15 protein-coding genes and 1 riboswitch are annotated in these 16,175 nt (G+C 55.3%); of the genes, 7 read left to right on the top strand and 8 right to left on the bottom strand.

The window, feature by feature from the left end; genetic code table 11:
* Window positions 1-23: 23 nt before the first annotated feature.
* From AAC086_RS07975 to AAC086_RS07965, 3 genes are all read left to right on the top strand, one after another.
* The gene (locus tag AAC086_RS07975) at window positions 24-1,523 is read left to right on the top strand and encodes an aldehyde dehydrogenase family protein (RefSeq protein WP_339777397.1); all 1,500 of its coding nucleotides are present in this window, start codon (window positions 24-26) and stop codon (window positions 1,521-1,523) included.
* Between the two features lie 147 nt (window positions 1,524-1,670).
* Window positions 1,671-1,928 (top strand): ribbon-helix-helix protein, CopG family, encoded by a 258-nt coding sequence (locus AAC086_RS07970; protein WP_339777395.1) that lies wholly within the window; start codon window positions 1,671-1,673, stop codon window positions 1,926-1,928.
* A complete protein-coding gene (locus AAC086_RS07965; RefSeq protein WP_339777393.1) occupies window positions 1,925-2,215 on the top strand; it encodes a type II toxin-antitoxin system RelE/ParE family toxin in 291 nt (96 codons plus the stop codon). Before AAC086_RS07970 ends, AAC086_RS07965 begins: the two co-directional genes overlap by 4 nt.
* A 76-nt stretch (window positions 2,216-2,291) precedes the next feature.
* Here AAC086_RS07965 and AAC086_RS07960 read toward each other — a convergent pair whose 3' ends face one another.
* From AAC086_RS07960 to AAC086_RS07935, 6 genes are all read right to left on the bottom strand, one after another.
* Window positions 2,292-2,900 (bottom strand): superoxide dismutase, encoded by a 609-nt coding sequence (locus tag AAC086_RS07960; RefSeq protein ID WP_339777642.1) that lies wholly within the window; start codon window positions 2,898-2,900, stop codon window positions 2,292-2,294.
* Between the two features lie 330 nt (window positions 2,901-3,230).
* Entirely contained in the window at window positions 3,231-4,178 is a 948-nt protein-coding gene (locus AAC086_RS07955) for a cyclase family protein (RefSeq protein ID WP_339777390.1), read from the bottom strand.
* 144 nt (window positions 4,179-4,322) lie between these two features.
* Window positions 4,323-4,628: a hypothetical protein gene (locus AAC086_RS07950; protein WP_339777388.1), complete on the bottom strand. Its 306-nt coding sequence runs from the start codon at window positions 4,626-4,628 to the stop codon at window positions 4,323-4,325.
* Window positions 4,629-5,094: 466 nt separating this feature from the next.
* The gene (gene thiE / locus AAC086_RS07945) at window positions 5,095-5,721 is read right to left on the bottom strand and encodes a thiamine phosphate synthase (RefSeq protein ID WP_339777386.1); all 627 of its coding nucleotides are present in this window, start codon (window positions 5,719-5,721) and stop codon (window positions 5,095-5,097) included.
* Entirely contained in the window at window positions 5,718-6,530 is an 813-nt protein-coding gene (gene thiM, locus AAC086_RS07940; RefSeq protein WP_339777384.1) for a hydroxyethylthiazole kinase, read from the bottom strand. The genes thiE and thiM overlap by 4 nt, the downstream gene beginning before the upstream one ends.
* Before the next feature lie 66 nt (window positions 6,531-6,596).
* Window positions 6,597-6,720: riboswitch (TPP riboswitch) on the bottom strand.
* 412 nt (window positions 6,721-7,132) lie between these two features.
* Entirely contained in the window at window positions 7,133-9,535 is a 2,403-nt protein-coding gene (locus AAC086_RS07935; RefSeq protein WP_339777383.1) for a Tex family protein, read from the bottom strand.
* Between the two features lie 316 nt (window positions 9,536-9,851).
* Here AAC086_RS07935 and AAC086_RS07930 point away from each other — a divergent pair, with 316 nt between their 5' ends.
* Window positions 9,852-10,013, top strand: coding sequence for a DUF1674 domain-containing protein (locus AAC086_RS07930; protein WP_339777640.1), 162 nt, complete (start codon window positions 9,852-9,854; stop codon window positions 10,011-10,013).
* Window positions 10,014-10,159: 146 nt separating this feature from the next.
* Window positions 10,160-10,519, top strand: coding sequence for a hypothetical protein (locus tag AAC086_RS07925; protein WP_339777381.1), 360 nt, complete (start codon window positions 10,160-10,162; stop codon window positions 10,517-10,519).
* A 97-nt stretch (window positions 10,520-10,616) separates the two neighbouring features.
* On the opposite strand, the gene rpe is transcribed toward AAC086_RS07925, so the two are convergent.
* A complete protein-coding gene (rpe, locus tag AAC086_RS07920) occupies window positions 10,617-11,285 on the bottom strand; it encodes a ribulose-phosphate 3-epimerase (protein ID WP_339777379.1) in 669 nt (222 codons plus the stop codon).
* Window positions 11,286-11,399: 114 nt separating this feature from the next.
* Window positions 11,400-12,758: an RsmB/NOP family class I SAM-dependent RNA methyltransferase gene (locus tag AAC086_RS07915; protein ID WP_339777377.1), complete on the bottom strand. Its 1,359-nt coding sequence runs from the start codon at window positions 12,756-12,758 to the stop codon at window positions 11,400-11,402.
* A gap of 185 nt (window positions 12,759-12,943) precedes the next feature.
* Here AAC086_RS07915 and AAC086_RS07910 point away from each other — a divergent pair, with 185 nt between their 5' ends.
* Window positions 12,944-13,975 carry a glycosyltransferase family 4 protein gene (locus AAC086_RS07910; protein WP_339777376.1) on the top strand — a complete coding sequence of 344 codons (1,032 nt, stop codon included), beginning with the start codon at window positions 12,944-12,946 and terminating at the stop codon, window positions 13,973-13,975.
* Window positions 13,976-14,112: 137 nt separating this feature from the next.
* Window positions 14,113-16,074, top strand: a complete 1,962-nt coding sequence (locus AAC086_RS07905) for a nucleoside-diphosphate sugar epimerase/dehydratase (RefSeq protein ID WP_339777373.1) — start codon at window positions 14,113-14,115, stop codon at window positions 16,072-16,074.
* Window positions 16,075-16,175: the final 101 nt, after the last annotated feature.

Below are 16,175 nucleotides of genomic sequence, written 5' to 3'. Positions count from 1 at the left end.
ACCAAAATGAAAGGGAGTTTATTGTGAGCCATGCAAAGATTTTAAGCGAACTCGGCCTGAGCGATGATGTCATTTCGGGCGGTGTCTTAAAGGTCCGGACCCCGGTGGATGGGTCGGAGATCGCCAGCATTGCCGAAACCGACCCGGCAGCGATGAGCGACATCATTGCCAATTCGAAACGGGCATTTGCACAGTGGCGTCAGGTGCCGGGGCCGCGCCGGGGTGAGCTGGCGCGTTTGCTGGGCGAAGAACTGCGCGCCGCCAAAGAACCACTAGGCCGCCTTGTTGCCCTTGAATGCGGCAAAATTTACCAGGAAGGCCTGGGCGAAGTTCAGGAAATGATCGACATTTGCGATTTCGCTGTTGGTCTGTCGCGTCAGCTTTATGGTTTGACCATCGCATCCGAACGCCCGGGCCATAAAATGATGGAAAGCTGGCATCCGCTGGGCGTGGTCGGCGTTATTTCTGCCTTTAACTTCCCGGTTGCGGTTTGGTCGTGGAACACGGCACTGGCGCTGGTGTGCGGCAATGCCGTTATTTGGAAACCGTCGGAAAAAACCCCGCTCACCGCCCTTGCCTGCCAGAACATTCTGCAAAAGGCGCTGGATCGGTTTGGTGACGCGCCCGAAGGCCTGCATCAGGTTGTGATCGGCGCGCGCGACATTGGCGAAGCCCTGACCGACAGCAATGATGTGGCCCTGGTATCGGCCACCGGTTCCACCCGCATGGGCCGCGAAGTTGGCCCGCGTGTGGCGGCCCGCTTTGGCCGTACCATTCTGGAACTGGGCGGCAATAATGCCATGATCGTCACCCCGTCGGCCGATCTGGACATGACGGTTCGCGCGATTGTGTTTTCCGCCGTTGGCACCTGTGGCCAGCGCTGCACGTCGCTGCGCCGTTTGATCGTGCATAAGGATGTAAAAGACGAACTGCTGCCCAAGGTGATTGCGGCGTATAAATCGGTTAAAATCGGCGATCCGCTGGCCGATGGCACGCTGGTTGGTCCGCTGATCGACAAGGACAGTTTCGATAACATGCAGGCCGCCCTTGCCAATGCCAAAAAGGATGGCGGCACCGTGCATGGCGGCGAACGTGTGTTGGCCGATCAATATGGTGATGCCTATTATGTGCAGCCTGCTGTGGTGGAAATGCCGGGCCAGACCGACACCGTCAAACACGAAACCTTTGCGCCGATCCTGTATGTCATGACCTATGAAACGCTGGAAGAAGCCATTGCGCTTCAAAACGGTGTGCCGCAGGGCCTGTCATCGTGCATTTTCTCGACCGACCTTCGCGAAACCGACCTGTTTCTGTCGGCTGTTGGTTCGGATTGCGGGATTGCCAATGTTAATATCGGCCCGTCGGGCGCGGAAATTGGCGGCGCGTTTGGCGGCGAAAAGGAAACCGGCGGTGGTCGTGAATCCGGTTCGGACGCCTGGAAAGGCTATATGCGCCGCGCAACCAACACGATTAACTATTCCCGCGAATTGCCGCTGGCACAGGGGATTAAGTTCGATATCTGATATGCCATGTCAGGTCGGTTCTATCGCGTGATCCTAAAACACCGCCGACAGCCATTGTCGGCGGTGTTTTGTATTCTGTATCGCGCTCGACCGGTGTTGAAATAGCTGTTATATTGCGATGTATTACATTGCAAACAAGGTTGCATCATGAGCAAAGAAACCCTTGCCGTTCGGGTGGATGACGATATTCGCACCCGACTTGATACGTTGGCCGATGCTTTTGGCAAAACCCGGTCATCCGTTATCAATGATGCCTTGCGGCAATATGTTGAATTTCAGGAATGGCAGGTGGATTTGATTAAAACCCGTCATGCGGCCTTACGTGATGGTAACGCGCAAACCATTTCCCATGAGGATGTTCTGGTCAAATTTGATCAACGTTTTCGTGACAAATCAGCGGGATGAAGATTGTCTGGGATGCACGGGCAGTTGCAGATTTGCAGGGTATTCTCGACTATATAGAAGACCGGAATCCTCCTGCGGCACAGGCGACGTATCGGCTGATAACAGGGGCGGTTCGTCAGCTTGGGTCGCACCCGTTTTTAGGGCGGGCAGGCAGGGTTGCAGGGACAAGGGAGATGATTGTAAATGGAACGCCCTATATGATTGCCTATGATATTGGGGATCAGATTGTGACAATCATTGCTGTTTTGCACACATCACGCCAATGGCCGGACGGTTTTTCGGTTTAAAGGAAATGTGCTTTAGGCATGAAAAAAGCGGCCCCCGCAGAAGCCGCTTTCATTCTTAACCGGTTATGTCGGGCGATTAGCCAGCTTTGGCGAAACGCTCTGCAACATATTCCCAGTTTACCAGGTCATTAAGGAATGCTTTGACATAATCCGGGCGCGCATTGCGGTAATCGATGTAATAGGAATGTTCCCACACATCGCAACCCAGAAGCGGGGTCTGACCATGAACCAGCGGGTTTTCCGCATTCGGGGTTTTGGTCACAACCAGTTTGCCTGATTTGTCCATTGCCAGCCAGCACCAGCCTGAACCGAACTGGGTAACGCCAGCCTGAATAAAGGCTTCTTTGAAGGCATCGACCGAGCCGAAATCTTCAATGATTTTCTTTTCCAGTTCACCGGGGATGGCACCCCCGCCCTGCGGCTTCATCATCTGCCAAAATTCGACATGGTTCCAATGCTGGGCGGCGTTGTTAAACAAGCCCGCCTTCGCGGCATCGCCATAAGAAGCGGCAACGATTTCTTCGAGCGACTTGCCTTCAAGCCCCGAACCTTCAAGCAGCTTGTTGCCATTCACAACATAGGCGTTATGGTGTTTGTCATGGTGAAACTCAAGGGTTTCAGCAGACATGACCGGTGCAAGGGCGTCATAGGCATAGGGGAGTGCCGGGAGTTCAAGAGCCATGATAAAGTACCTCGAAGTTCACTATCGTTAAACGGTGCGGATCGCACAAAGCTTCCGCAACATATCCTCATTTGGTGTTTGTGTGAAAGTTAAATTGCCGTGCAACCTGTTGTTACGCGGTAATTTTGCTTTCTATCCACTCAAATGAGGGGCGAAACTTGTCTGCCCGTTCTATCTAGGTCAAAGTTTGACTTCTGCAATGTTTTTTACAAAAGCTTAAAACCTGCGGCTGCAGGGCAGTGTGTTGTCCGTTTTGAATTAAAACGCGCCGGGATGCTAAGGCGTTCCCGACGCGATCAGAAATTTTACCTGATGGTTGCGAAAGCGACCGGTTTATTCCGGTGTCGGGCGCATCACACCATTTTCATCACGTTTGAGCGGCCAGGCCTGTTCCGGCAGGGGCGCACCCGGGGCATCGGCAATGGTGACACCATATTTCCAGTCTGCCGGGGCAATGGCGACATAGCGGGCATAGCCGCCGGTGCCACCCAGGGGCTTGGCAAAGCCAATGGAAATAAGCGCGCCCGATTCTGGTACTTTATCAAGGTTTGCAACCCCTTCGGCCTGAGTGAAATTATTGTGCATCAGCCAATATTCCCCTTCAAGATCGGGGGTGGCGTCGGTATCAAGCGGTTCGTGGCCGTGAAACAGAATGTGTCGTTTAAGATGCAGAAATTTAAGCGCCGCAAGCCCGACACCGGGAAACGGGGTTTCATTGAAACTTTTGATGTTATCCCAGCGTTTGTACCAGTCAGAGCGCACCATAACCACGGACCCTTCGGGGATTCGTCCGTATTTTTTCTCCCATTCCTCGATGTCGGAGACATGCAGGAAATAGCCCTGGTCCTTGGCAACCTTGTCGGCGATGTTGATTACCACAAGCGGGCGCAAGCTGTAGGTGGCAGGAAGGTCGCTGATGGTGGCACCAAGCGGGTTCCAGTGGGCGGGCGGGTCAAGCTGGGTGCCGTACTGGTCGGTTGGAAAATCATAGGCCGTGGCGACAAAACCGTGTTTTTCGTAGGTAAATTCCTGGCCGACATCGACATAACCGTCAATTTTCTGACCCGCCGTGGCCGCCTTGAATTTGGCATTGCCAAAACCTGGCCATACAGGCTGAACCGGGGCAAAGGCGTGGGTCAGGTCAATATATTTGGCGTTTTTAAAGGTATTGTCATAGGCGGACCACAGGTTGGTCTTGTCGGTTTGGCCTGTTTGGGCGCACCCGCTGACGGCCAGAAGGGCAGGCAACAGAACACCGGCCAGTTTTTTTGATATGTGCATTTCATGCTTCCCTGAAAACGTAGTCGAACGTGATGTTTTGTTCTCAAACGCGGTGCCCCTTGATCAGGGGCTGGTTGATTTTTATTCAGCTTTTCAGGGTATTAATTCATGAAGATGCCAAGTAACGCAAGTGCTTGTGAGATGCTATTCCTTATAAAGGCTGACCATATTTTGAATATCGGTGCCTTGACGGATCATGACGCCATATTCGCCTTTATGCAGGCTGCTGATATTAAGCTGGCAGGGGAAGCTGCCACAGGTTTTGTTCATTGCCATGCTGCCATCAGGATAGGTTAAAACGACTTCACCATTTGGTGCCGCAGACTGGATGGTGACCGTATCGGTTACGGCCTTTGGGGCAACCTTGATCGCAGCTATAGCAGCTGTCGTCACTGACAAAAGACCGATCAGGGCGAGAACCACTGGTTTGCTGCGGAAAGACTTCGACATGAATGTCTCCTCGCAAAATATGGGTGCGATAAAACGGCAGGGCCAGCAACAGTTCAGCATGATCCGGTTTTATTTTCCGGGGCTGTCCCAGGTGTTTCTGGCAGTGCCTTGGGGCTGGTATTGACCCTTGTTTATCGCTGTTGAAACCTAATATTGCAGGCAATCAAGGGCTATTCGGGGCGCGAATGAGGCAATTCAATGCCGAATTTTCAAATGAAAGCAGCTATTGGCCGATCTGAATGAAGTGCAACTGCTTGTTTGCGAGGGCTTTTGCGGCGGTATTTTGGTTTTTGGTGTTTTTGCCTTATTTTTGGCCATTTATGGTCGTGTTTGCCGATTAACGGCCTTGTCTTAACGACGAAGTTACCCGCGCCACTAAGGACGCGGATTTTCGTTTTGCCCGGATGTGTGGGTGGCCTTAAAACCGGCTGGTGTCGGGAATGTGGGGGGATGTTTACATCTTTGTTCACGCCGCCCAAATTTCACTGGCGAGGCGGCGGGTGGCGGCTTCGGGGTCTGGTTGGCCGCAAATGGCGGAAACCACGGCCATGCCCTGTGCCCCGGCGGCACTAACCGCGCTGGCATGTTCTGCCTTTAACCCGCCAATCGCCACCGATGGCAGCGGGCTAAGCCCGACCAGGTGTTTCAGCCCGTCAAGCCCGATGGCGGGTTTGTGGCCGGGTTTGGTGGCGGTGGCAAAAACCGGACCAACGCCCACATAATCGACAATGGCGGGGTCCACCGCCCGCATTGCGGCCTCGGTTTCAACTGACAGGCCCAGGATTTTGCCTGCGCCCAGTTTCTGCCGGGCCATATCGGCGGGCATATCGTCCTGCCCGACGTGAAGGCCGTGGGCATTGATGGCTATGGCGACATCGATATTGTCATTCACAATCAGTGGCACGTTGCTGCCTGCCATGGCCGCCATCAAGGCGCGACCGGTTCTGATCATGTCCTCGGTGCGCGCATTCTTGTCGCGCAACTGGACCATACTGGCCCCGCCGCGAATGGCAGCAAGGGTAGTTTCGATCATGGAATGATCCCGGCACAGGTCGGGGTCCAGCACCAGATAAAGCGATAGATCGAATGTCATGACAGGGTTTCAATCCGTGATTTTGTTTCAAGACTGTTGGCATCCAGCCCATACAGGGCATCAAGGAAGTGCCAGGCAAAAGTGCCGGGGCCGGTGGCCTCTTTTTCGGCAATGGTCCCGGCAGCGGCGAAGGTGGCAAGGGCGGCAACGGTTGCATCAAACGGGGTATTAGGTGCCACGGCAACAAAGGCGCCGACCACGGCCGTTAGCGAACAGCCCATCGCGGTGATTTTGGGCATCAGGTCGGAACCGCCAAAAATTCGGACTTCACGCGTACCATCGGTAACAAAATCAATCGCACCGGTCACGGCAACGACAGTGTTGCGGGTTTGGGCAAGGGTGCGCGCGGCATCTTCGGCCAGTTCCACCGGGTCGCCACTATCCACCCCCTGACCGGCACTTTGCCCGCCGCCAAGGGCGATGATTTCCGATGCATTACCCCGAATGATGGTGGGGTGAAGCTCTAAAAGATCTGTGGTTGTTGTACGGCGAAAGGCGGTGGCAAAATGGGCCACCGGGTCCAGCACCCAGGGTTTGTGCGCCTGATTGGCACTTTGTGCGGCGGCCTTCATGCCGCGCACCCATTCGGATGACAGGGTGCCAATATTGATGGTTAAGGCCCCGGCCAGGGCGGCAAATTCGCCCGATTCCTCGGGGGCATGGACCATCGCGGGCGATGCCCCTGCGGCCAGCACGGTATTTGCCGCAACATTCATGGCAACATAATTGGTGATGCAGTGCACCAGCGGTGCTGTGTCGCGCAGGCGGGCAAGAAGGCGGGCGGGGGGAAGGTTGGTCTCGGTGGTCATGTTAAGGCTCCAATACAAATGTGTTTGGAAACCCAGTTCGAAGCCGGAATGATGGAAAAACGCCACAGGCAGCGTTCGCACCCTCCCTACGCCAGTGTGAACTGGATCAGGTTCAACGGGTCACTGCGCTGCGGGTATGATCCGTGCGGCAGTTTCTCAGCCCCCTGTCGGGGCTCCCCTTGGTGAAACTGCAAGATGGGTGTTGGGGGGCGATGTGTCAATCGACTGTTTTCGTGGCGCTAAAGCACATTTCCTTTAATATAACCCATTTTGTTTGTTTTTGGCGTGTCGTTTGGCAAGGCACAGCGCGCTGCGCGATGCGGCGCATCGGGCGAGCGGTGTAACGCCGCCAAACACCGCCAAAATCAAACCCTGTGGGCCAGCGCAGTCTGCCGCCTGGCCGCGTCGAAATCCTTGTCCGTAAACCCATTACGCCCGGCGGACTTCTCCTTGCCAGGCGGCAGACTGAGCTGGCAAAATGGGTCATATTAAAGGAAATGTGCTTTAGCAGTCTGTCATCCAAAAAATAACGGCGGGGTGCCATAAAATGCACCCCACCGTCACATTTTTACCCTGCGCCTATTGCCCAAGGATATATCAGCCTATTTACGGCGTTCCATCGCGGCTTTCAGGGCTGCGGCCATGGCGTTGCCGCCAGCATCGCCCGCCGACATGTTGGCGCGGGAATTGCTGCTATCGCGGTTATTGCCCCGGTTGTTATTGCCGTTATGACCTGCGGGTCGGCGTTGGCCGCCCCGGTCATTATTGCTGTTGCGCGCACCGGCAGGCTGGCTGCGCTGTTCGCGGCGGTCCTGTGCGCCTTCGTAATCCGGGTCCGATTTCATCGACAGGCCAATGCGTTTGCGCGGCGCGTCAACTTCCATCACGGTCACCGAAACGATTTGCCCGGCCTTGACCACTTCGCGCGGGTCGGCAACAAATTTGTCGGCCAACTGCGAAATATGAACCAGCCCGTCCTGATGCACGCCAATATCGACGAAGGCACCAAAATTGGTGACGTTGGTAACCGTGCCTTCCAGCTTCATGCCGACTTTCAGATCCTTGATTTCATTGACACCTTCAATGAATTTCGCGGTTTTGAATTCCGGGCGCGGGTCACGACCCGGTTTGTCCAGTTCGGCCAGAATATCGCGGATGGTGGGCACACCAAACACGTCATCGGCGAATTTTTCCGGGTGAAGCGTTTTAAGGAATGGCGAGTCGCCGATCAGGCTGGCAAGGTCGCGGCTGCTTTCGCGGCTGATTTTTTCAACAACCGGATAGGCTTCGGGGTGAACTGCCGAGGCATCGAGCGGGTTTTTACCGCCGATAATGCGCAAAAAGCCTGCGCATTGTTCAAAGGCTTTCGGCCCCAGGCGTTCAACCTTGCGCAAATCCGCACGCGAGCGAAACGCCCCGTTGACATCGCGGTAGGTGACAATATTGCGCGCCAGCCCTTCGCTAAGCCCGGCAACGCGGGTCAGAAGCGGGATAGAGGCGGTGTTAAGATCAACCCCCACACCGTTCACGCAATCCTCAACCACGGCATCAAGCGAACGTGCCAGCTTTGAATCCGATACATCATGCTGATATTGCCCGACACCAATCGATTTGGGGTCGATTTTCACCAGTTCGGCCAGCGGGTCCTGCAAGCGGCGCGCAATCGAGGCCGCGCCGCGCAGCGACACATCAAGATCGGGGAATTCTTCGGCGGCAAATTGCGATGCCGAATATACCGATGCGCCAGCTTCGCTGACGATAACCTTGGTCGCCTTGATTTGCGGAAAGGCGTTGAGCAACATGCCAGCAAGCTGGTCTGTCTCGCGCGAGAAGGTGCCATTGCCAATCGCGATCAGTTCGATTTTATGTTTTGCCGCCAGAGCGGCCATTGTGTTGATCGCGCCTTGGACATCGTTACGCGGCTGGAACGGGTAAACGGTGGCGGTATCAAGCAATTTGCCTGTGGCATCGACGACGGCAACCTTGACGCCGGTGCGTACCCCCGGGTCCAGGCCCATGGTGGCTTTTTGGCCCGCCGGGGCGGCCAGCAACAGGTCTTTCAAATTGTCGGCAAACACCTTGATCGCATCTTCTTCGGCGCTGTCGCGCAAATTGCCAAACAGATCCAGTTCGATCGATAGCGACAGTTTGACCCGCCAGGTAAAACGAACCGTGTCGGACAGCCATTTATCGGCGGGGCGGCCCTGGTTGCGAATGCCGACATGGGCGGCAATCACGGTTTCGGCCCGGCCCGGTTCACCGCGCGGGCGGTCTTCGTCTTCGGCACCCAGGGTTAGTTTAATTTGCAAAATACCTTCATTGCGGCCCCGGAACAAGGCCAAAGCGCGGTGCGACGGGCAGGTTTTGATCTTTTCCGAATGGCTGAAATAGTCCGAAAATTTGGTCCCTTCGGCTTCTTTGCCGTCAATGACGCTGGCGGTAATTTCGCCGTCATCCCACAAAAGCTGGCGCAGGCGGGCCACCAGGTCGGCATCTTCGGCAAAGCGTTCCATCAAAATCTGGCGTGCGCCATCAAGGGCGGCTTTGGTATCGGCAATGCCTTTTTCACCGTCAATAAATTTGGCGGCTTCGGTTTCGGGGTCAAGCTGCGGGTTTTGATACAACCCGTCTGCCAGCGGTTCCAGCCCGGCTTCGCGCGCGATCTGGGCTTTGGTGCGGCGCTTTTTCTTATAGGGCAAATACAAATCTTCAAGCCGGGTTTTGGTATCGGCGGCCATCAGGGCCTTTTCCAGCTCCGGCGTCAGTTTTTCCTGTTCGCGAATACTTTCAATGACCGAAGCCCGGCGGTCTTCCAGTTCGGTCAGGTAACGCAGGCGTTCATCCAGGTTACGAAGTTGGGTATCGTCCAGTCCGCCGGTCTTTTCCTTGCGGTAACGGGCGATGAAAGGCACGGTCGAGCCTTCATTGAGTAACTCGATGGTGGCAAGGACCTGTTCGGGACGGACAGAGAGTTCTTCGGCGATACGCTGGGGAATTGAACGCATGGTTTCTCCTTGGTTTTGCTCGTCCGCTTGAAATAGCGGCTTTCACCCCCGCTGGAAAGAGCCAGTTTGCGGCAATCACAAGGCAGCGATTATAAGCCGGGGCTTGTCGTTGGCCCTTTGCGGCGCTATCTGTTGGGTAGCATTGAAAAACTGCCGCCCCGCGCGGCTTTGATCGGAGGCTCCCATGGCCGGAAAATTCCGCGAAACGGTTATCCATCGCGCGACAGGTTCGACCCCCAATGCGGCATCGCCCGCAAACAAGGATGACGAAAAAGCAGCAGATAGCACCGTCGCCGGGGCCAATGACGCGCCCGACATGGCCCAAGAAGCACCGGCTTTATCGCAGGACGCGATTAATGCCCTTGCTGAAGCCAAAGCCTATCGCGAAGCCGCCCAGCGCGAAATTGGCGGCCCCAAAGGCCCCGAACCCACCCGTTTTGGCGATTGGGAGAATAAAGGGCGCTGTATTGATTTTTGAGGACCCAATATAAATTTATATCTTCTTATTTGGCGAGAATATGTGTTTTAAATTATAAGAGGTATTCTATGATTTTCTTGACGGATATTCATAAATTAAATATCTAGATTGATCTTTAGTTTTTGGGTTTTTCGTCGGGGGACGATATGAAGAAAATCGTAGTATGTGGACTGTTATTGGTTTTGGGGGCATGTGCAAACACGCGAAATCCTAATCCGATTTCAATGAAGGACGCTGGCGATGCTCAGCTTTCTTGTGCGAGTGTTCTCACAGAATATGAAGCGAACACAGGAGCCGCAGCGGAAAAAATAGCGAAAAATAACTCAGATGACGGTAGAGATGTTCTGCTCGGGGTGCTGGTTTGGCCTGGGCTCGCCGATTTTAAAAATGCTGACGGCGTTGAGGGGAATGCACTGTTAGACAGAAATATTTATTTACTTGCTTTGGCCAAGGAAAAAAAATGCGATATCTCGAACTTGGTGGCGCAGCCGAAAAGATATAAATAATTATAGTTAATAGCGGGATATATATTTAACCCGAAAATGAGCAAGGCCAAGTCATTAAGACTTGGCCTTGCTTTAATTTGGTATCGTTGGTTGGTGATCAGTTCCCGCGAATAGCCTTGATATTGGGCGCATACTGGCTGGGGCCGCCTTTGAAAGTGGCAGAACCTGCGACCAGAACATCGGCACCCGCTGCAATCACGTCGCGCGCAATTTCGGGGTTTACCCCGCCATCTACTTCAAGGTCGATAGGACGACCGGTGGCGTCGATCATTTTGCGGATGCGTTTGATCTTTTCAAGCTGGCCGGGAATGAATTTTTGCCCGCCAAAGCCGGGATTGACGGTCATTACCAGCACCAGATCAACCAGATCCATCACATATTCGATCACATCTTCCGGGGTCGACGGATTAAGCGACACACCGGCCTTTTTGCCCAAAGATTTGATCAGTTGCAGGCTGCGGTGCAGGTGCGGGCCAGCTTCGGCGTGGATGGTAATAATATCGGACCCGGCATCGGCGAACGCCTGAATATAGGGATCGACCGGGGCAATCATCAGATGCACGTCAAACACCTTGCCGGTGTGCGGGCGCAGGGCCTTGACCACATCGGGGCCGATGGTGATGTTGGGCACAAAATGGCCGTCCATGACATCGATATGGATGTAATCGGCACCTGCAGCATCAATCGCGGCAACTTCTTCGCCCAGCTTGGCAAAGTCGGCAGACAGGATTGACGGGGCAATTTTGATGGTATTTTGCGTTGTCATGGCGCAGCACGGTCCTGATCGTAACACGGTGAAAAAAGCGGGAATTGGCGGCTGCTATAGCGCAAATTCCCGTCTTTGTCACTTAAACCGGCTTCGATTGGCGTTTTGCAGTGCTTATCCGCGCTGTTTTACCAGCCGTGCGCAATAAAACCCGTCCATGCCGCCAAGATCGGTCATGTGAACCGGTAAAATGCGCAATTCGCCTTCCGCTGTGATGGCTTCGTCCCAGCCCCCCAGTTCGTCGGCCATAATCGGCTTGCGGGCATAGTTGGGGTGATCGGCCAAAAACGATTTGATCTGAAATTCGCCTTCGTCGGGCTGCATCGAACAGGTGCAGTATATCAGCTCGCCGCCCACGGCCAGAACCCGGTCAGCCTGAAGCAGCAGTTTTTGCTGGATCGGCAACAGCGATTTCATCAGGGCGTCGTTCTGGCGCAGCAAAATATCGGGGTGGCGGCGAATGGTGCCAGTGGCCGAGCACGGCGCATCAAGCAGGACCGCATCGGCAATTGGCGCATCATCGGCCAGATCGGTGGCGTCCCCGGTGACAATGGCAGCCCCCAGATCAACCCGTTCAAGGTTTTCATATACCCGGCGCAAGCGCCCTTCGGATTTATCCACCGCAATGGTATTGGCCCCGCGGGCAGCCAATTGCATGGTTTTACCACCAGGGGCGGCACACAAATCATAGATGGTTTTGCCATCGTAATGACTAAACAGGGTCGCGGGCAGGGCGGCTGCGGCATCTTGCACCCACCATTTGCCATCTTTATAACCGGGCAGATCGCGAATACGCTGGCCGCTTTCAAGGCGGATGGTGCCGGTGGGCAGCAGGGTGCCGCCCAGTGTTTCGGCCCATTGCGCGCGTTCTTCGACGTCACGCACGGAAATATCAAGTTTGGCATGGCCCAGGCTGGCGCGCGCAATGTCGCGGGCCCGATCCGCACCATAGGTTTTTTTCCACACCCCGCGCAGCCAGGCCGGAATATTTAACTGCCAGTCTTCGACGCCTTCGGGCAGTTCATAGCCGTCGCGTTGCAGGCCGCGCAGCACCGCATTGACCAGTTTAATATATTTATGCAACCCGGCATCGCGGACCAGGTTGACCGTGCTATCAACCGCACCATGTTCGGACACATCCATAAAAAACAGCTGGGTGACACCCAGGCGCATAATATTGGTCAGGCGGTTGGCGGTGCGGTCCTGGGGCGGGTGATAGCGCGGGGCCAGAATGGCATCAATTTCGCCGAGATGGCGCAAGGTGCTGCCGAGTAACTGGCGCAGAAAATTGCGATCACGCGATGGCAGACCATAACCGTGCTTTGCCAGCAATTCGTCTAACGTCACTTCCCCGCCGCGCAATTCTTGCAGGGTTTTAAGGGCGAGCATACGCGGATCTACGGCCACAGGGGCGGCAGAGTTGCGGGCATCGGGGCTGCGGCGGCCAGGGTGGTTTGAACGGCTTTCACGCACGGAAGGGTCTCTCCTTGATCACGATATCCGTGTAAGTAAGCGCGATGGGCGGGGGTGTAAAGCGTCTTGGCCGCAAATCAGCCCTGTTTGAGTAAGGTTTTATGCCAAAAAACCGAAAAACCTTGCGGTTGGGGGGCGGCATCGCTAATCCAGAAATCAATTCTTATTAAAAGCGGGTCTGTTTGATGTCATTTGCTGCCCTTGCAGGTTTTTCCGGTGGTTTGCTGGTTGCAGCGTTGTTGCTGACCGGGGCGGTTTTGCGATATTTGCGCCACAAAGCCATTCTCGACATGCCCAATCATCGCTCCAGCCATGCGGTACCGACCCCGCGTGGCGGCGGGCTGGCGGTGACACCGCTGGTCTTATTGATGGTCGGCGGGGTGACAATCTGGTTTGGCGATGTGGGCTGGCCGCGCGGGTTGATGCTGGCCGCTGGTGTTGGCCTGGCCGCCATTTGCTGGATGGATGATCGCCATGATTTATCCGCCCGCCTGCGGTTCGGGTTTCAGTTTATCGCTGTTATATGCGGGGTAACAGCACTGGACGGCCCGGTATTGCAGGGGCTGGTGCCGGTTTGGCTGGATCATGTTTTCGTCGTGCTGGCGTGGGTCTGGTTTGTGAACCTGTTTAATTTCATGGATGGCATCGACGGTATTTCCGGGGTCGAAGCCGGATCAATCGGGGCGGGGGTGTTTGTGCTTTCCCTGTTGGCATTTACCCCGGCATTTATTGACCTGGGGGTGATCGGCCTTGGTATTGTGGCGATCATGCTGGGATTTTTGATCTGGAACTGGCACCCGGCCAAGCTGTTTTTGGGCGATGTCGGGTCGATCCCGCTGGGTTATGTGCTGGGTTGGCTGTTATTGGAAATGGCCGCACGGGGGGCCTGGATGCCAGCCTTGATCTTTCCGGCTTATTATCTGTTTGATGCGACCTGTACGCTGTTGCGCCGGGCGATGCGCGGTGAAAAAATCTGGCAGGCACATCGCCAGCACGCCTATCAGGTGGCAACGGCGCGCGGCATGAGCCACGGGGTGGTTTCCTTTCTGATATTGCTGGCAAACCTGATCCTGATCGCGATTGTGTTTACCCCCTTGCCGGGTGCCATAGACGGGGTGATTGCCCGTTTGGGCCTGGCATTGATTGCGGTATTGTTGCTGGTGGGTGTTTTGCGGTTCTGGCCGGTTGGGCGGGCAGATCAGTATATGGATGAATAAGATGCCAATATACGGCCTGTGCTTGACTTGCGCCGGGCAGGGCGCGAAAAGATCGATCCAGGATCAAGATACAAATAAAGCAGCCTCTGAGTGATCCGGGAATTAGGGGGCGTATTGGCAAGTGGTTTGGGACATTTATGTGGCGATTGATACGGCGTAGCCAGGTGGCATTTGCCCATGATGTGATCATGGCGGCAATTTCATTTCCGCTGGCATTATATTTGCGCGTCGGCGATGCTCTGCCTTATTTTGTACCGCAAAACATGGTGTTGGCAACGTTGGGCTTTGCTGTGCTGTCGGGCGGCATTTTCTGGATGTTTGGCCTGTATCGCGGTATTTGGCGTTATGCGTCGCTAAATGACCTGTCGCGCATTGCCAAGGCAGTGACGCTGGCGATTGCGATCTTGTTTGCCGTGCTGTTTTTAACCACCCGGCTGGACTGGCTGCCGCGTTCGGCACCGATCATTCAGTGGTTTTTACTGATGGCATTGCTGGGTGGTCCGCGCCTGCTTTATCGCGTGATCAAGGACCGGTCGGTATCGCGTGCGATGGCGCGCCAGGGCGAAAGCCGCATTCCCATTTTGCTGATCGGGGCGGGGGATGAATCCGAAGCCTTTATTCGCGAAACGCGCCGATCTGCGCTGGCCCCGTTTGAAGTTGTGGGCATTGTTGGCCTGACGGAAGGGCGTGTGGGCCGCAATATGCATGGGGTTAAGGTTTTTGATACGGTTGAGAACCTTGAAGCAACCCTTGATAAGCTGGAAAATGCGCGCCACGGCCTGCGCCCGCGCAAGCTGGTGTTAACTGGCAATGCCTTGCGCCACCCCGATGTTGGCAAATGGGTGGAAATTGCCGACCGCCGGGGGGTGACGTTATCGCGCCTGCCCAAACTGGGCGATTTACGCGACGGCGTTTCCGATCCGCTGCAAATTCGCCCGGTGGCGATTGAAGATTTGCTGGGGCGGCCCGAAGCCCGGCTGGACCGTGACAAAGTGCGCCAAATGATCACCGGGCGCCGGGTGTTGGTTACGGGGGCGGGCGGATCAATCGGGTCGGAACTGGTGCGCCAGATTGCCAGTTATGGCCCGGCCCATATTTGCCTGTTTGATGCCGGTGAATATAATTTATACGAAATCGACATGGAAATGTCGGAGAAATACCCCGACCTGCCGCGCTATAGCGTGCTGGGCGATGTGCGCGACCGGGTAAGGCTTGCTCAGGTATTTGCCATCGAGAAACCCGATATTGTGTTTCATGCCGCAGCCTATAAACATGTGCCGCTGGTTGAACATAACCCCAATGAAGGTATTTTGACCAACACCATTGGCACGCGCAATGTGGCAGAAGCCTGCCGTGCGGCTGATGTGGAAACCATGGTGCTGATTTCCACCGACAAGGCGGTGAACCCCGCCAATGTCATGGGGGCGTCAAAGCGTCTGGCGGAATGTTATTGTCAGGCCCTGGAAACTTTAAGCGATGCGGAACGCGGCAAAACCCGTTTTGTCACGGTGCGGTTTGGCAATGTTCTGGGCTCGACAGGGTCGGTTGTGCCGCTGTTTCGCCGCCAGCTTGAAGCAGGCGGGCCGCTAACCGTGACCCATGAAGGCATCACCCGGTTCTTTATGACCATCGCCGAGGCGGTTGAACTGGTGTTGCAGGCCGCTGAAATGGGCCGTCAGGGCATGACAGCCGGGGGCAAGATTTTCGTTCTTGATATGGGACGCCCGGTAAAAATCGTTGATCTGGCCCGACAGATGATTTTGCTGGCCGGTTTGCGCCCCGATACCGATGTGAAAATCAAGGTAACGGGGTTACGTCCGGGCGAAAAACTCTATGAAGAATTGTTTCACGATTCTGAACCGCCCGCCCCCACGGCAACCGATGGCGTGTTGCTGGCGGCCCCCCGGGTGCTGGATTATGCCCTGATCAATTCGGTGCTTGATCAATTGGCGCAAAGTGCGCAGGCACGCAATTCCGAACGGACACTGGAGCTGATTTCGCAACTGGTGCCGGAATTTCAGCCGCCGGAAATCAGTGTCAGTTCGATTTTGGCCGCACAGCAGGCCGAAATTGCCAATCGTGCTGGCGATGCGGGCTAAAACGGTTTGCCTCAAAAAACAGCAGGTTTTATTTGTGGTGACGAGATAGCCGCCCTGCAACAATTCGGGGTCCACATTTAACCCGTTGCGTGCTATTGCTC

This window comes from uncultured Thalassospira sp. (genome assembly GCF_963976115.1).
Classification (GTDB): Bacteria; Pseudomonadota; Alphaproteobacteria; order Rhodospirillales; family Thalassospiraceae; genus Thalassospira.
The sequence above is the reverse complement of the archived record's forward strand: the minus strand, read 5'-3'. Positions and strand labels throughout refer to the sequence as shown.

What these genes read in the sequence shown, in the direction of transcription:
- AAC086_RS07910 (WP_339777376.1), top strand. Translation starts at nt 12,944, where the DNA reads ATGTCATTTGCTGCCCTTGCAGGTTTTTCCGGTGGTTTGCTGGTTGCA.
- rpe (WP_339777379.1), bottom strand. Translation starts at nt 11,285, where the DNA reads ATGACAACGCAAAATACCATCAAAATTGCCCCGTCAATCCTGTCTGCC.
- AAC086_RS07925 (WP_339777381.1), top strand. Translation starts at nt 10,160, where the DNA reads ATGAAGAAAATCGTAGTATGTGGACTGTTATTGGTTTTGGGGGCATGT.
- AAC086_RS07930 (WP_339777640.1), top strand. Translation starts at nt 9,852, where the DNA reads ATGGCCCAAGAAGCACCGGCTTTATCGCAGGACGCGATTAATGCCCTT.
- AAC086_RS07970 (WP_339777395.1), top strand. Translation starts at nt 1,671, where the DNA reads ATGAGCAAAGAAACCCTTGCCGTTCGGGTGGATGACGATATTCGCACC.
- AAC086_RS07935 (WP_339777383.1), bottom strand. Translation starts at nt 9,535, where the DNA reads ATGCGTTCAATTCCCCAGCGTATCGCCGAAGAACTCTCTGTCCGTCCC.
- AAC086_RS07955 (WP_339777390.1), bottom strand. Translation starts at nt 4,178, where the DNA reads ATGCACATATCAAAAAAACTGGCCGGTGTTCTGTTGCCTGCCCTTCTG.
- AAC086_RS07905 (WP_339777373.1), top strand. Translation starts at nt 14,113, where the DNA reads ATGTGGCGATTGATACGGCGTAGCCAGGTGGCATTTGCCCATGATGTG.
- AAC086_RS07950 (WP_339777388.1), bottom strand. Translation starts at nt 4,628, where the DNA reads ATGTCGAAGTCTTTCCGCAGCAAACCAGTGGTTCTCGCCCTGATCGGT.
- AAC086_RS07965 (WP_339777393.1), top strand. Translation starts at nt 1,925, where the DNA reads ATGAAGATTGTCTGGGATGCACGGGCAGTTGCAGATTTGCAGGGTATT.
- thiM (WP_339777384.1), bottom strand. Translation starts at nt 6,530, where the DNA reads ATGACCACCGAGACCAACCTTCCCCCCGCCCGCCTTCTTGCCCGCCTG.
- thiE (WP_339777386.1), bottom strand. Translation starts at nt 5,721, where the DNA reads ATGACATTCGATCTATCGCTTTATCTGGTGCTGGACCCCGACCTGTGC.